At 48.7% G+C, this 15,809-nt stretch carries 16 protein-coding genes; 9 read left to right on the top strand and 7 right to left on the bottom strand.

Features of this window, described 5'->3' with window-relative positions:
• Positions 1–303: 303 nt before the first annotated feature.
• Positions 304–2,025, bottom strand: coding sequence for a histidine kinase N-terminal 7TM domain-containing protein (locus FTO68_RS11200; protein ID WP_255333500.1), 1,722 nt, complete (start codon positions 2,023–2,025; stop codon positions 304–306).
• Between the two features lie 113 nt (positions 2,026–2,138).
• On the opposite strand from FTO68_RS11200, the gene FTO68_RS11195 reads away from it, so the two are divergent.
• A complete protein-coding gene (locus tag FTO68_RS11195) occupies positions 2,139–2,624 on the top strand; it encodes a hypothetical protein (RefSeq protein ID WP_255333499.1) in 486 nt (161 codons plus the stop codon).
• Between the two features lie 214 nt (positions 2,625–2,838).
• Positions 2,839–4,974: a PAS domain S-box protein gene (locus FTO68_RS11190; RefSeq protein ID WP_255333498.1), complete on the top strand. Its 2,136-nt coding sequence runs from the start codon at positions 2,839–2,841 to the stop codon at positions 4,972–4,974.
• On the opposite strand, the gene FTO68_RS11185 is transcribed toward FTO68_RS11190, so the two are convergent.
• Positions 4,965–5,900, bottom strand: a complete 936-nt coding sequence (locus FTO68_RS11185) for a MarR family transcriptional regulator (protein WP_255333497.1) — start codon at positions 5,898–5,900, stop codon at positions 4,965–4,967. The two genes, FTO68_RS11190 and FTO68_RS11185, sit on opposite strands and share 10 nt — an antisense overlap.
• Positions 5,901–6,137: 237 nt before the next feature.
• Here FTO68_RS11185 and FTO68_RS11180 point away from each other — a divergent pair, with 237 nt between their 5' ends.
• Both FTO68_RS11180 and FTO68_RS11175 read left to right on the top strand, forming a co-directional pair.
• On the top strand, positions 6,138–7,007 hold the full coding sequence (locus FTO68_RS11180; protein ID WP_255333496.1) for an ATP-binding response regulator: 870 nt from the start codon (positions 6,138–6,140) through the stop codon (positions 7,005–7,007).
• Between the two features lie 143 nt (positions 7,008–7,150).
• Positions 7,151–7,855, top strand: coding sequence for an FkbM family methyltransferase (locus FTO68_RS11175; RefSeq protein ID WP_255333495.1), 705 nt, complete (start codon positions 7,151–7,153; stop codon positions 7,853–7,855).
• Positions 7,856–7,898: 43 nt separating this feature from the next.
• On the opposite strand, the gene FTO68_RS11170 is transcribed toward FTO68_RS11175, so the two are convergent.
• A complete protein-coding gene (locus FTO68_RS11170) occupies positions 7,899–8,303 on the bottom strand; it encodes a carboxymuconolactone decarboxylase family protein (protein WP_255333494.1) in 405 nt (134 codons plus the stop codon).
• Positions 8,304–8,454: 151 nt separating this feature from the next.
• On the opposite strand from FTO68_RS11170, the gene FTO68_RS11165 reads away from it, so the two are divergent.
• Both FTO68_RS11165 and FTO68_RS11160 read left to right on the top strand, forming a co-directional pair.
• Entirely contained in the window at positions 8,455–8,553 is a 99-nt protein-coding gene (locus FTO68_RS11165; protein WP_255333493.1) for a type II toxin-antitoxin system VapB family antitoxin, read from the top strand.
• A 448-nt stretch (positions 8,554–9,001) separates the two neighbouring features.
• Positions 9,002–9,139: a hypothetical protein gene (locus tag FTO68_RS11160; protein ID WP_255333492.1), complete on the top strand. Its 138-nt coding sequence runs from the start codon at positions 9,002–9,004 to the stop codon at positions 9,137–9,139.
• A 77-nt stretch (positions 9,140–9,216) separates the two neighbouring features.
• Here FTO68_RS11160 and FTO68_RS11155 read toward each other — a convergent pair whose 3' ends face one another.
• The 4 genes from FTO68_RS11155 to FTO68_RS11145 form a co-directional block, all read right to left on the bottom strand.
• Complete coding sequence (locus tag FTO68_RS11155) at positions 9,217–10,470, bottom strand: MFS transporter (protein WP_255333491.1); 1,254 nt, start codon at positions 10,468–10,470, stop codon at positions 9,217–9,219.
• A 105-nt stretch (positions 10,471–10,575) separates the two neighbouring features.
• Entirely contained in the window at positions 10,576–10,764 is a 189-nt protein-coding gene (locus tag FTO68_RS11975) for a type II toxin-antitoxin system HicA family toxin (RefSeq protein ID WP_368659902.1), read from the bottom strand.
• A gap of 25 nt (positions 10,765–10,789) precedes the next feature.
• Positions 10,790–11,014, bottom strand: a complete 225-nt coding sequence (locus FTO68_RS11150; protein WP_255333490.1) for a type II toxin-antitoxin system HicB family antitoxin — start codon at positions 11,012–11,014, stop codon at positions 10,790–10,792.
• Positions 11,015–11,177: 163 nt separating this feature from the next.
• Positions 11,178–12,230: an alpha/beta fold hydrolase gene (locus tag FTO68_RS11145; protein WP_255333489.1), complete on the bottom strand. Its 1,053-nt coding sequence runs from the start codon at positions 12,228–12,230 to the stop codon at positions 11,178–11,180.
• Positions 12,231–12,373: 143 nt separating this feature from the next.
• Between FTO68_RS11145 and FTO68_RS11140 the strand changes: the two genes are divergently transcribed.
• From FTO68_RS11140 to FTO68_RS11130, 3 genes are all read left to right on the top strand, one after another.
• Positions 12,374–14,149 (top strand): NERD domain-containing protein, encoded by a 1,776-nt coding sequence (locus tag FTO68_RS11140; protein WP_255333488.1) that lies wholly within the window; start codon positions 12,374–12,376, stop codon positions 14,147–14,149.
• A 690-nt stretch (positions 14,150–14,839) separates the two neighbouring features.
• Entirely contained in the window at positions 14,840–15,349 is a 510-nt protein-coding gene (locus FTO68_RS11135; protein ID WP_255333487.1) for a hypothetical protein, read from the top strand.
• Positions 15,350–15,418: 69 nt separating this feature from the next.
• The gene (locus FTO68_RS11130; protein ID WP_255333486.1) at positions 15,419–15,646 is read left to right on the top strand and encodes a hypothetical protein; all 228 of its coding nucleotides are present in this window, start codon (positions 15,419–15,421) and stop codon (positions 15,644–15,646) included.
• The last annotated feature ends 163 nt before the right edge of the window (positions 15,647–15,809 follow it).

The following is a 15,809-nucleotide window of genomic DNA, read 5'->3' as shown; positions in this document are numbered from 1 at the left end:
AGTACCGATAGGAAAGGATATATTGTCATTCGGCTCAACTTCATTAGTTCTTAGTTTTGTTTGCATTTTCGTCGATTCAAGCATCACTAAGAACACATATATTTCTTGTTAATGGCAAAGTTGGGCTGTCAGGAAGATCAGATCGGATGATCCAGTCTGAACTTGTACGGGTTCACTTTTTTCTTCATCTGTCATGCATCCGGGGATAAATACCAGCAGTGCTATGAGGAAAAGAATGAGGGCGATTGATGTAGGCTTCATAGTATTATGTTTTACATCAATCAATGCTATTAAGGTACCTCCTTATCCGGAGTTTATAAGATCTTTTGTTTGTATCCATCCCCGCTTTGGAACCGTCAATTCAAAGCGGGCCCCTTTTCCGAAAGTGCCGTTTTCGATGATTGTGATTCCTGTCACCGATGCGATATCTTTAGCAAATGCGAGGCCAAAGCCGGTATTTTTGCCATAGCCATATCGGAATACCTGCTCTTTTTCCTTATCAGGGATGCCGATGCCATCATCCTCTATGATGATGAGGAGTCTCCCGTCTTCCTGCCTGGAAGTCAAGATGCTGATTGTTCTGATGGTATCGCCGTGGCGGATAGCATTTTCCAGCAGATTATATATCACTTTAACAAAGAGACGATCGGCATAGATTGCGATTGGATCAACAAGGCGGATGATCTCGATCTCTTTTTTCTGGATATTTTCCAAAGCCTGTGCGATCAGGAACTGTAATGGCTGCCACTCCGGGTCATATGCTCCAATCTCCTGGTATTCACGGGAGAACTCCAGGTGGCTGATGATGGTATCGACTGTCTGCCCTGCCTGGCTGAGATAGTGCTCTCTCTTTTCTGATCCAAAATCTTTGAGAAGTTCGAGATAGCCGGAAAGGGCAGTTACCTGGTTTGCAATATCATGGCGGGTGAGCCGGGTCAGCCAGTTGATCTTTTCACCTGCAATTCTTAGGGCTGTTTCTGCTGCCTTTCTTTCAGTTATATCCCGTATGATAAGAATGCAGCCGGCAGGCTCTCCATCCGGAGACAAAACACGTGATGCTGCGATGCTGATTACTTTTCCTTCGATATCCTCCGGGTATGCCTCAAGATCTGTAATCCTCTCTCCCTGTTCTTCATGCTTCCGAATTGTTGCATAAATCTCTTCAGGAAGGATTGTCTGGATATTCTTTCCCGGAAGACGTTCTTCTGTTGCCTCAAAGATCTCGTCTGCTGCTGTATTTGCTGAGATGATCCGGCCATCCGGATCAACAAGCAGCACCCCGTCCGGTATCGTAGCGATGATGTCCGGACCGGCAGTCTCCGGATTCAGGGTGAAGAGGCCGTGTTTTACGATTGCTATGGTGATGCAGAGCGAGAAGATAGAGATTCCTATGAATATGAAGTTTGGGGCAGCAATACCACGTATTGGAAGGAGGATCCCCGAGATCATGCCAAAGCCGATGGCAAAAAAAAACCCCGCGCAAACGAGTCGGTACTGGCGCCGAACATTACCTTTTGGTGCCTTAAACCATGCAAAGGTGATCAGGTAAACTGCCCATATCATTACGAATATAACAAAGAGTGCAGAGGCGATGTAATAGGGCCCGGATAGTTGCGGCTGGTAGACCCATCGTGCTCCATTAAAGACAACGGTATAGAGTGTGTCGCTGAAGCTTCCAAGTCCTGAGAAGATAAAAGCGGGAAGATAGAGGAGAGCAAGGAGGAGAGGCATATTTCTCTTTTCCGAGAGCGGGTTTTTTGTGAATGTCAGGATGAAGTGTGCGGCAAAGACCGCAAGGATCGGCCAGAATGAGCTTACCCTCAGCCAGAAATGCACCCCCTCGTAACTGGCGCACTGCCAGATGAAGAACTCACCAATCGCCCAGTATGTTGCCGTTATCATTGCAGCCAGGAAGATGAAGCTGGTCTTCGTGCCCGGATTTTTTGCCCATACATAAATCCCAAGTCCGAAGGTGATAAAAGCGGATATCAGGCAGGAGTAGATCAGGATTGTTTCGAGGATCATGCAGAACTCCGATATAATATGAATATTCCTGGATAAACACTGGCGTGGTACCAGGGGTTGTTTTCGGTTCTTGGCAATGGTTATTATCGTTCTGCATCACAGGAGAAAAGGATATGCCTATTGGGAAACATGTTGTCTATCTCTTTATTTTCATCGCGTTATTTGTTGCTTTTCTGTCTGCCGGGTACCTGGCTCTTGTGGAACAGGAGGTACGGTCTGCCGGTCAGATTGGTTCATCACCAGCCGTGGAACAACGGTTGCATGTTCAGCCGATTGGTTGCTGGTACTATTTTGGATCTGATCCGCTGCTTGGGCCGTTTGAGGAGAGACTTGATCTTATGAGTATCGGAACCTTCATGAGCAGGATTTACGCCCCTCTGTTTGCAGAGGATCCGATCATGATCCGGGGTTTCTGGCGGCGGGAAGAGGATGCTTCCATCGGGCTGTTTGTCGGTAATTGTATGGTGAATGAGATCCGGTATGATCCCTCCGAGGGGGTCTTTGTTAATATGGAGGGGTACCGATACGTCCGGGTATGCAGCCGGGATACACTTGAGAGGATACGATCAGTATATATGGAGCCCCTGCCTCCCCGCTGAGCCGTACCTGGTAGCCATACTGATGACCTTCTGGTGGTTTATTGCTGTATATTCAGTAGAGGGAAGGGAAATTTCAGCTACTTAAACCATGACAACATATATTATCTAATACCTCTGTCTTTACATGTAAAGAAGGGGGTATTGGATCATTCCGTCGGATAAACCAGTTTTATCAGGTATTTCATACCGATGGTTGCAGGTAGGGGTGATCTTTTTGATCATCATTATTGTGACTGGTGTGATCCTCTATGTCAATTATTCAGGATCGCGGAGTATGCATGAAGAGCATACTGATACCCTTCAGGAGAATACAGAATACGCCCTGATCCAGTCGCTCTCTCTTGTTGATAAGGGCTTAATCCTCTTTGATCAGTCACTTGATTACCGCCTTCGTGAACCAATGGAACTCTTTCTTTCTGCATATGAGGAGAGTGGAGGCGATCCCTCGGCAATCGATCTGGTTGCATTGAAGAACAGGTTCGGTCCGGGATATGAACTCTATATCATTAACGAGGCGGGTCTGATCGAGTATACGACCTTTGCCCCCGATCATGGGCTTGATTTCTCTGTTTATCCCTCATTCTATGAAAAACTCACCAGGATTCTGGAGAGGGATGAGTTTGTATCCGAGCGGATTACTTCGGGGTATAGTGGCACTGAGACACGGAAGTTCGTTTACAAACCCACCCCGGATCACAGGTATATTCTTGAGATCAGTTATGTTGATGCTGAGATCCTGTCGATGCGCGGAGATCTCAAATATACGGAAGCTGCCGCGAAGATCAAGGAGATGAACCCGTTCCTCACCTCGGTCAGGCTTTTTAATGTCCTTGGGCAGGAGATTGGAAATTCGGGTGTTAATCCCGATGAGGATCTACTGCGTACCATCTCTCTTGTTCTCACTTCGGGCGAATCATATGAGATCGTTGATCCGGCCACCGGTACAATGACCAGGTACCTGCTTGTTGACCTCTCTCATGGCACAAACCCGGAAGAGATGAATCTTGTTGCAGAACTGGTCTATACAACTGCCCCAATAGAGAGCAGGCTCGAGAAAATTCTCCACTCCCATCTCTTTATCGGAGTTCTGGCTCTTCTGATTGGCGGTGGACTTGCCCTCTCGACAACGATGTACTTCACGAGGCCAATCGATGACTTAATGGAAGATACCGAGGCAATACGGATGGGTAATCTGGATCATCCGGTTCGTATATCAAAACTCCCCGAACTCAGGAGCTTCTCACTCTCGCTACAGGAGATGGTCAGTAGGCTCCAGGGTATGATGATCAGCCTCCAGGAATCTGAAGAACATTACCGGATGGTTGTAGAGGATCAGACTGAACTAATCTGCAGGTTCCTTCCGGATTCGACAATTACTTTTGCGAATCTGGCATTCTGTAACTATTTCAGCCTCGACTGTGATGAGGTAGTCGGCACAGGATTTGCCCCGGCCGTTCACCCCGACGATTTTGAGATCTATACCAGCTTGTACTCATCTATCTCTCTCAATGAACCAGTACTGACTGTGGATCATCGGATTATTCTTCCCGATGGAGAAACACGGTGGCAGCGCTGGAATATCCGGGCATTCTTTGATGATAATAGAGAAATAATCGAATACCAGGCAGTTGGCAGAGATATTACCGAGGCAAAGGAGGCTGAAGAGGCACTGCGGGAGAGTGAGGAGCGGTACCGGTTCATCGCCGAAAATACCGCTGATACGATCTGGATTGTAGACCTGGACTTCAACCTGAAGTATATCAGTCCCTCTGTCCTGAAACTGAAGGGCTTTACGGTTGATGAGGCACTCTCCCAGTCTGCTGAGGAGTTGCTGACTCCGCATTCCCTGGAAGAGGTGCAGGCTCTCTATGAGAAGGAGATGGCATATGAAGCAACGGGCGAGGCCGATCCGGACAGGACCGTCATTTTTGTTACCGAGGAGTACACAAAGGATGGAGGCATCCTCTGTTTTGAGAATTCTGTTAAGTTGATGCGGAGTTCTGATGGCACCCCTGTTGGCCTGATCGGGAGCTCGCGTGATATCACCGAGAAGAAGCAGGCTGAGGAGGCCTGGGAGGAGGCGTTTGCCCAGATTGAAGAGAATATCTACCAGGCCTCTATCTTAAACGACCAGATCCGAAACCCGATGGCGGTGATTATGGGGCTTGCTGATCTTGAAGGCGGGGAGAGGATGGAGAAGATCATCAAAGAGGTATACAAGATAAATGATATCATCACCCGTCTTGACCGTGGGGTTCTTGAATCCGAGTCGATCAGGGCATTTATGAGAAAACGGTATGAGAAGGATGGCTATAGCTATCGCAAGGATGAGGATGACAGTCAGACGTGATCGCTCGTGCCTTTTGGAGTGCACTCAAATGAACCCGGATCAACACATGCCATCCTGTGCCTGATCTGCAAGAGGCGTGCTCCCTTCTTTTCGTAAATAGCAATTTTAGCTGTAATCTCTTCTTCATAAGGTTTAAACAGCGGCACTATCTCATCTGAAAAATATCCGGTGATTTGGTATTTTCTTCCTGATGATTCCGATACCTCTTCAATCTCTGAAACAACATCTTCCAGTGCAAAGAAGAGATCCGCTCCAAAGCTGCCTGTATGAACTGGTTCTCTGGTATGTTTCTTCCAGTATACGCCTTCGCTGAGTGGATCATGATTGCCATCGTCCGGATGGTTCCTGCCGGAAACGGAGCTCTCTTCTGTTTCTGATAGATCTGTTCCCAATGAATGTACTGATCCCGTTCTCTTGACTGCCCTGGCAGGCAATGCTGCAATCAATGCATGGACGATCATGTGTAAAGATGTGACCCAGCGGACATTTTGTAAAGCCGGCTCCTCATCGTTGTCAGGTTTGAAGAGCTCTTCTGCACACCTGTCAAAGAAGCAGAGATATGCGGCCAGTGCATCATGAAGATCGAGGTTCCGGGCAATCATCTCCCTGATTGCAGCTGTCCCTTTTGAGAGGTTGCTACTACACTCTGCATGATAGAGTGAATCACTCTTCTCTTCTGCTGCCATACTATAGGTGAAGATCTCCCGCAATCCCGATAATGTCAGAGCAACAGGTTTTGCCGGCGCACCTTTCTCATTCAGGACTGGCTCAAGCCGGGTGAGGAGGCCGTCATCTGCCATCTGCCTGACGATCCGGTGGATATAGGCATGATCAAGGCCAAGGGTTTTGGCGATATCGTAGACGGTTCTCTCGCCCAGTTTTGCACAATAGCTCAGCACCAGGATTTTTTTGTTGATTGTTGTCATAGTATGGCTCTGGCTGGTATTCATTCATCGATGCTTTCAGATATACTTTGCTGATTCAGGCGGGTATTACCAGGAGATGTTGAAGGTTCTGGCGATGAACGTGCGGGGGAGCCGTGATGTTTTTTGTTCAGGCAGCCTCTCCTTTCGGGCATCTTCTGCATCTCCTTTTATGGTGCAGGTCATCTCCCACAAGGTTATATGCTCTTAGCCATTACAGTATCAAAAGGGGAATTCGATATGACTGATAATTCTGTCTGGATCGTAGAAGATGAATCAATTGTAGCAATGGATTTGAAAAGCCGCCTTCAGTCACGGGGATATGATGTGCTTGGAATCTCAGGATCCGGTGAGGATGCGGTCGAGAAGATACGCCAGCATAAACCGGATATTGTGCTGATGGATATCGTACTGAAGGGGGAGATGGATGGGATCACAGCAGCCGGAATCGTCAGGGAGGAACTTCGGATTCCTGTTGTCTATCTCACTGCATATGCAGATACACAGACTCTGGATCGGGCAAAACAGACCGAGCCATATGGCTATATCATCAAGCCATTCAAGGAATCCGATGTGATCAGCACGCTTGAGGTCGCGCTCTATAAGGCATCAATGGAGAGGAAGCTGCGGGAGAGTGAGCGGTGGATACAGACGATGATCCGGAGCACAGGTGAGGGGATCATCGCCACTGATACAAAGGGGCTGGTGAAATTTATGAACCCGGTGGCAGAAAATCTAACCGGATATGATGAGAAAGCGGTCATTGGCAAACCAGCCTCAGAAATCTTCTCCCTTACAATGGAAGGTCCCGGAACCTCTCCCCTTGATCCTGTCAACAGAGCGCTTGCCAATGAAGGTTCACTTTCATCAGATGAAGATGAACGGATCGTCCTGATCGCAAAGGACGGTACAAAACGTTATATCGGGTATATTGCTGCCCCGATCAAGGATGATCGTAAACAATTGATGGGAGTTGTTCTGGCCTTCCGGGATCTAACCGAACGTATCCGTATCGAGGAGATGGTCAAGCGTGTAGTCCCCGGCATACGGGCAACTCCGTTCCGCGATCTCCTGAAAGAGGAAATGGATCGTTTGGGTCATTCTTCTTAATACCAGAACTCCTTTTTCCTCACTTTCAGGTAACACTCTGCGTGAGATTGATTTAGATGATACAGTCTGGTATAACTTCCCTTCATGCTTAGAATTATCAGGAAAAAACAAAAATTTGCCATCATTTTCACAGGATACCGGCTATGAGACTTTTATATGATGTACGAATGATTTACAGGCATAATTATGCTCTTGATCTTCTCTGCGGGTCCTGCCGGTATCTCTCATCTTCCTGCAGTTTCGAGAAGGGCATTATTACCGCACATATGCAGCTCACACAGAGTGGTGACCGGGTTGTTATAGTTGGTGGTGGAGATGGCAGAACCGCAATTGCCGCAGCGAGGCGGGTCGGCTGCGAGGGTTCAGTGTTTATATTTGAAGGCGGTGATCGATCATATACCCGGATCGCCCGTCTTCTGGATGCCAAGGGGCTCTCGTCCACCTGTTGTGTGAAGCATGCCGTCGTTGGCCCCCTCATCGATGTCTATGGCGGGGATTGTGAAGGGGCTCTCCAGCTTTCCCCCACAGATCTCCCCGACTGTGATATCCTCGAACTAGATTGTGAAGGATCTGAGATCGAGATTCTTCGGAGGCTCTGTATCCGTCCACGGGTGATTATTGTTGAGATCCATCCGTTTCACTTTCCTGAAGATCCCGGATGGATTATGTACCGCCTCACCGAACTGGGATACCGGATCATCTACCGGAGCGGTCATAACGGGATCGAGATCGATCATGACGATCTTGAGGTGCTCCTCTCCCGTTCACGGATCTATGGGGGGATAATGCTGAAGAATGGGGCGACAACCCCCGTTGTCATTGCAGCGGTTTTGGATCAAAAGAGATGAGGGCTGCCCTGGCAAGGGTGACCGCCCTCCTCAGGAATGATTCTCAGACCCCTTCCTTCTCTCTTGCAGAAAATACTTCCTGAGCGGCTGCCATCCCGTTTAAGGCTGCCGGGAAGCCCGCATAGACTGCCATCTGGATGATCACTTCCTTGATCTCCTCCTCTGTACACCCGACACCAAGGGCCATATCGATATGTGCCCTGAGCTGGACCGGGGCAGTGCCGAGTGCGATTAATGCGGCAACTGTTGCTATCTGCCGGGACCTGAGATCGAGGCCGGGCCGTGAGAGGATATCTCCGTAGGGGAATTCAACGGTAATATCTGCGAGATCCGGTGAGATCTCCTGCTTTTTTCCAAGCATGGCTGTGACGGATCCGCCGCCCATCTTTTCAAGCTGGGCAAGCCCCCGCCGGTACCGTTCATCCGGGGTTGGTTCTGTATCTGGCATACCGGGAGTATTCCTCCTGAGAGGAGATAATGTGGAGGGTGGGAGATGGTTTTATTATGGTAATTGAATTGAAACCTATGCTCTCGGTGAAGTGGGATAGTTATATACATATCTCTATTATTGTGTAATCAAAAGTGTGGTGGTGTGTAACATGGTGACAAATCTTGCACTGGATGATCATCTTATTGCTGAAGCTCAGGCCATTGGGGGTGCCCGTACGAAGAAGGCGGTGGTAACCGAAGCTCTTTAAGAGTATATTCGAAGAAGAAAACAGACACGGATCACAGCACTCTTTGGAAAGATAGAGTACGATTCCGAGTATGATTATAAAAAATACCGTTTGCGAAAATGAAAGTCCTTGTTGATACCTCAATCTGATCTCTTGCTCTCAGGAGAAAGTGTGGTCAGTCAGAGGATGAAGGGTTGCTTGTCAGTGAACTGATCGATCTTATTGACGATGCACGGGTTGTCATGATCGGTCCAATCAGGCAGGAAATTCTCTCAGGGATCTTATCCAGTTCACAGTTCGATGATCTCATGTTTTCGACAATAACGTATCCCAAGGATTCCTGTTCCTCAAAATGTGGCATTGAGCGAAGGACGGTATCTTTATTATGAGATATGCCAATCTCCACTCCAGACCGATTGGATTGTGCAGGTGCCGTGAATGTATCTGCCTGCCTGGGGGTGGGAATACTATGCCAGATGAAGATTCAAGGGCGACCAAGATGGGGTGTCTCTGTACCTCAAATTGTATCATTCGTTTTCTTATTCCGATAATCCTCTTCCTGCTGGTCGTCTTCTTCCTCTGCCCGCTTTTAATGCGGGCTTTATGAGGGTCATGTGCCTGTTTTGGGGCTTCGCTGATCTTTTGCGGATTTTCTAACTGCCGGTATGGAATTATGAGCGGGTATTAACTCCCTGCTTCCTCTGCGCCAGAGGCTGCTTCATACTTTTCAGGCATAATGAAGAAGAGAATGCCTGCAAACAGAATGCCCAGTACACCAAGGACTGAGAATGCCTGCATGGCTCCAACAGTATCTGCGATGATGCCGGCAGCAATCGGGCCGATGATATAGCCGATATTAAAGAAGAAATCTTTCAGTTCAAGCACTTCTTTCTTGGTACTAGGGGCTGTCTGTATGTACGTTGCAGATATGCTGCTTGATATTGGTGTCATCATGCAGGTGAAGCAGGCGGAGACGAAGACAACCAGTATGATGATGAACGGATTGTCAATAAATGAAATTGTTGCCAGGATGACTGATCCGATGAATAGCCCGATGATAGCCGTATTCTTCTCTCCAAAAACCTTTGTTATCGGGCCGATAAGCGCACCCATGATCAGGAGGGGGGTGAAGTATGCAGTCATAAAGAGCCCGTCGAATGGTTCAAAAACCAGTCGTTCTGCGACGATTGGCCCAAGTGTGATAAAGAACGCGTCAAACAGGGTTGATACCGCAATAAGAAACAGGAGAGGGAAAATATACCCCCCGACACGCCTCCAGAACCTGATCTCTTCAGATAATCCCTTCTTTGGGTGGGACTCAACTGATGGAATGAACTGTTTCACTCCGCCTGCCTCACGGAGAAGCAGAAGGAAGAAGAAAGCGGAGATAGAGAGGAAGACGAGTGCTGTTATAAATGGCTCCCATTCAACCGTGTCGATTACCAGAAAACCAGCAACAAGGGGGGCAAGCAGGCAACCCAATGCCCGAAAGGCTTCGAGAACCCCGAATTTGGATGACATCTCATCTTCAGGAATAAACCTGCTGTAAAAATCAAGCGTTCCGAAGTTGAGCAGGGTATAGAAGAAACCCCACATGATCATTCCGATAACAAACAGGATGAATGCATGTGCACTCCAGATCACAAAACAATAGATCAGGGATGTGAGGAGCATACACGTAAAGAGCAGCCGATAGTATGCATTGTTAAAGATTTTGTAGAGGAAAAAGGAGAAGAAAGCACCGGATATTGCTGCTGAGGAGAAGATTATTCCGACAAGTGTCTTGGAATAGCCCTGTTCCATGACAAGCAATGGAACGACATAGGTGACAATCCCGTCAAAGAGCATGAAGAAGAGAAACATCATGCAGAAGTAGAGAAAAAGGTGATTTCCGCGTCTGGCAGAATAGATACTTTTTACCCAAGTTCCAAAGCCCATAACGGATTACCTTCCCTTTTGAATTTCTTTGGATAATTATTCAACTTATTTATATTTATTAAATACAATAAATTTATATGGTATTTTTGATAAATGTGGTGGGAGTTACTTCTCATAAGACTTTTTGAAGAGAGAGAGTTCTATGCCCGCTTGTTTTAGAATCGCTATCTCTGTCCCTTTTTTAAGTTCTTTGTGAAGTGGAACCGAAAAAACCCGCCAATCTTTTTGTACTATGACATGGCTGGAGGTTTGTCTTTGTACGGTAAAGCCTTGTTTAACAAGGAACCTTATCATTTCAGCTCCAGATATAACAGGCAGTTTAGGCGACATTAGCCACTTCTACTTGTGTGATCTCGAGTTTAATGGCTTTCGTCTTCTTCTGAAGCTCCTCATTTTGTACTTCCAGTACAAGTTCAATTGCCTCTTTAATGTTGTCAAGAGCTTCCTGTCTGGTTTCTCCCTGGCTTATCGCTCCGGGAATCTCAACACACTGGATAGTGAAGCCACCATCTTCCTGAGGTTCAAGAACGACAGTATATCTCATACTACAGAATAGGCAACTCAACTACATGTACTCTTCTATTGGGAGAAACTGTAAGCTCACTATAATAAGCAGGCAAACATCCATTCAATCCTACCTACCGTTGATGACCGTCGTACCAGCTATCTGCTGTGCCTCCCTGTCCCAACCATCAAACTCTGGGCGTTCATCCTAAAAAATCCTCTATGATCCCGGCGATCTCAACTGGCTCCACAAAGATCATCCCGTGCGCCTGCCCTTTGCGGATGATGAGCGTGGCATTTGGGATTTGATCTGCGATGATCACTGCATTCTCCGGGGGGATGACGATATCCTGATCCCCGGTGATGAGAAGTGTCCTGGCATGGATTGCTGGGAGATCCGCATACACCCCTTTCCATGAACGGAAGGCTATGAACTGCTCCTGTACGGCAACCGGATCAGCAACCTCGCCAAAGTCCACGAACCAGGTGAAGGGATCCGGGTTGGCGGTGCGGAATGATTCGGTGAGGAGGACTGATCCCGCACGATCGAGGTTTTCTTCCGGGGTTTCCAGGGTCTGGCTCATCCACTCCATCACCCATTCTTCGGCTTGCACCCGTTCTGCTCCCCCGCAATCGGTGTTCAGGAGGATGAGGCGGTTCACTGAGTCTGGATACATGACCGCATATTCAAGGGCGATCATCCCGCCCATAGAGTACCCGACGATATCGACCAGCGGATCAGTGCAGTTGTCCACAATCCCTGCTCCATACTTCTCGTTCTCTCCTGCCAGTTGCAGGATAACATCGTGCAGATCGATGGCTCCCTGCCGGATGGTAAACGGCACATCCGGGTTCTTCACCCCCGATACTCCACGGTGGTTGTAGAGGATCACTCTGCGGGATTCTGAGAGATGTGAGATCATCCGGCCGGGCCACTCGTCCAGAGTCATCCCGTACCCAAGGACAAAGACGATCGGAGGCTGCCTCTCTCCATCCTGTCCACTCCCCTGCCCATTGGTGGCATTCTGTGTGGCCTCATGGATAGCAGTGTGTGTTTTACCGTGGATTGCATACCGGAGAGGGATGCCGTCTGTTGTGATAATGTAGGTTGATGTATTGTCTGCGGAGGGAGGAGATGTGGTGTGATCGGGGGCGGTGGTATCCAAACTGCCAACACATCCCGCTGCTCCGATGAATGCGATTATCAGGGATATAAGGACGAATACGGGGAGAGAGCGTGGGGAGGTGTATTGCATGGTGAATAATCATTTCTGATTAGTATTATTGGTTCTGGGATGATCTCGTCTTTGATCAGGTAGAGCGAGTAACTCCGGCCCTCCACAGAAAACCCCGTATGATCGATATTCCCACAGGAAATACAGATGGTGATAATTGATGCATGATGAGGACAGAATGGAGATATCCAGAATATCACCCTCATCGAGACAAGGATCTGATCGCAATGGCAACAATGTGGCCCCGCAAACTGACTCCGGACATCCTCGCCGATCCAGGCAGGAGAGCAGAAAAGAAAGTGTACGATAAGCTTGCAGAGGTGCTCGAAGATCCCTTCGCCGTCTTCTACTCCCGCCCCTGGCTTGGGACGCTGAAGAACGGGAAGCCGATTGACGGTGAATGCGACTTTGTTGTCGGCCATCCGGATTATGGTTTTCTTACAATCGAGGTGAAGGGGGGAGGTATTGCCTATGATCCTGCATCAGATACCTGGACCAGCACCGATCGGAATAGATGCACCTGGGATATAAAAAACCCGGTGAAACAGGCTGTTGAGTCAAAACATCAGATCCTGAAGAAATGTCAGGCCCATCCGAAGTGGGGGTATCGGCACACTGGTATCAGCCACGGTGTTATCCTGCCCGATATCCCGGCAATCGACGGTGATCTTGGGGCTGATATGCCCCGGAATATCCTTTGCTGCATGGACGAGTTTGAATCAGATCTCCGGTTCTGGATTCTTGATCTGCTGGATGCTGAGATGGCAAGCGACTACCGGCAAAAGCCGCTTGGTCAGGATGGTATGGCAATCCTCGAAGAGATCCTGGCTCATCCCTTCCAGCTGAATGTGCCTCTCCACCGGGTGATCAAAGATGACGAGAAAGTCATCGAGACCCTGACACCATTGCAGTACCAGATCCTGGCAGGCTTTTCCAATACCCGGCGGGTGGCGATCTCCGGCTCTGCCGGTACCGGCAAGACGATCCTCGCAATGGAGGAGGCACATCGCTGCATTCAGGCAGGGGAGCGGGTCCTTCTCACCTGCTACAACCGGCCGCTTTCTGAGTACATGAAGAAGATAATTGGGTCACCGGATCTCCTGATGACCGGCAACTACCACAAGGTCTGCGATGAAATCTTCAGGGAAGCTGGCATCAAGGTTGATATGGAGACGATCGACAGCAGGCTCTTCCTGGAGAAGTACCCGGCACACCTGCTCGAAGCACTTGAATCATTGCCAAAGAGGCGCTTTGATACGATCATCATTGACGAAGGACAGGACTTCCCCCCGCTGCTCCTCAAGTCACTTGAGTCCGCATTGGATCCCGATGGAAAACAGAAGATACGGCTCTTCTATGACAATAACCAGGATGTCTACCACAACCAGGGCAGGTACTTAGAACAACTCTATGAGATCCCTTTCACCCTTTCTTTAAACCTGCGCAATACGCAACGTATCCACGAGATCGCCCGGCTCTTCTACAAGGGGCAGGAGACGACGGCCATCGGGCCGCCGGGTCTTGAGGTCGAGTGGATCGAGGCCGGAACTCCGGCACTTGCCCGGCAAAAACTCGAAGCATACATCCATACCCTTGTTGAGAAAGAACAGATTCCACCATCCGATATCGCGGTCTTAATCTCGACCCGTGATGACAGAGAGAAGTACAGCACCGGCAGGGAGATCGGCGGGCAGCAGTACCAGTTCTGTAATGAGCGGTTTGTGAATGGAAACACCGACTCGATCATCTTTGATTCCGTCAAACGGTTCAAGGGGCTTGAGAGCCCGGTCGCCATAGTTGTGCTGGACGATGCGTTGATCAACAGCGACGAGATGTTGTATGTTGCATTCTCCCGGGCCCGGATGCTGCTTACGGTTGTGGGGAGCAGGGTGATGATGGAGAAGATCAGGGGGAAGGTGGGGGAGTTAGAGGAAGTGTGAATGGAGTGTGTCAACGTCGGAATAAAACTCACCAATCTCATCTGAAAATTACGCCGTTCTAATCATTAAACCCCCAGATCGTTCTCACATTTACCTCCATCCACTCACTCAGGAAAAAAAGCTCTAGTACCTATCGGGGGTATGATCTGTATGATGAGTATGATCTTTCATACTCAGACAGAAAAGGAGAAAGACGGTGAAAAAAGGCGAAAACACTCACAGTCCGCATACAAACCCCTTATATTCATCTCCTGATAATGATAGATATCGATCTTAGAAGAGGAATATTGAGAGATATCAGGAGGAGTGTACACTCTCAATCATTTCATCTTCAAAACCAATTTCGTATGATCTTTCATACGAGTATGATCCTTCATATGTGTTTACCCCCCTAAGGTTTTTATTCCCTTCCGCACTCCGGAGTGGAGACGGATCCCGGTTGCAGCATTGTCAATGGTTTCCGATGCGTTGTCAGTGGCGGTCTAAAAATGCTCACGTTTGGCGATCGAAACGTGCTCAGATGCCCACCTGCCACTTCCGCACCCAAGCCCCTCGCTCACCCCAGCCCCTCTCTACCATCAGATGGCAAAGGTTCTTGGTGCTGCCCATGCAAGAGGGGTTGATACAATAGTATCGTGAAAACCGGTGATCCCCATGCCTGCTGACCGTTCAACCATCCAGAGAATCTTCATGGAGCTCTTTTCACACCATAACCTGAAGATACCCGATGAAAACCTGCGTAGCGGCACCCCCGGCTCCCTCCCCTATGGAAGCGGCAGGATCATGTTCGCCTTTGGGATTGATACTTCTGGAATTGATACTTCTGATAATGATGCTTTCGGGACAGGTACTACTGGAACTGGTAATACTGGATCTGATGATACCGAAGGGGGAGCCGGGTTCATGGAATACTATGCCCATCACCGGATCGGCGGGGATGCCCGTGGCAGGATCTATGAGGATGGCAGGCACGTCCGGCTCCCAGCATTAAGCACAATGATCTTCTACAACCCAGATATCCCCGGCGACTATGAGCGGCAGCAGCAGAAGAGCCGCGAGGAGTATGAGCAGATTGAGCGGGAGTTTGAAGAGGTTGGAATCTTCTCGGGCGGCCCGGTGCCGGGGGATATGGTGGTGAATTCGTACCTGATGAGAAAGAAGGATGAGGAGGATGATGTGGAAAGTGAGGATAAACTGTAAGATGAGGATGAACGGGAAGAAGAATGAGAGGGCTGATCTGGAAAAAGGATGAAGAGGATGATGTGGAAGATGAATGAGAAGACAGGTCTGGAAGATGGAGGAGAGGATTATACCAGACAGCGGCAGGATTGGCTTCCCGAAGATCCAGAAGCTTTGAAGGATCGGTTACTTGAGAGAGAAAGCATAGGTTACTTGAGAGAGAGACAGAGGAAGAAGGTGTCACTCCGAACAACTGCCCACGTTACCCGGATCGCACGTACCCGGAAGCGCCCCTCAGAGAGATTAATACTTCAATAAAAATCTCTATCGTTCAATTCGTCTCATCGAAAAATGTGTCAACGTCGGTCTAGAAATCCCCAAGTACGTCGGAATAATTCTCCCCACCCCACTTAAACCTATCGTTAATTTTCTGTCAAACATTAGGAAACCTCTATTCTGCCGATTCATGCTTGTTCACCCA

It is taken from the genome of Methanocalculus taiwanensis (assembly GCF_024372745.1).
GTDB classification, from domain to species: domain Archaea; phylum Halobacteriota; class Methanomicrobia; order Methanomicrobiales; family Methanocorpusculaceae; genus Methanocalculus; species Methanocalculus taiwanensis.
Note: the sequence above shows the minus strand (reverse complement) of the source record. Positions and strands in the feature narration are given on the sequence as shown.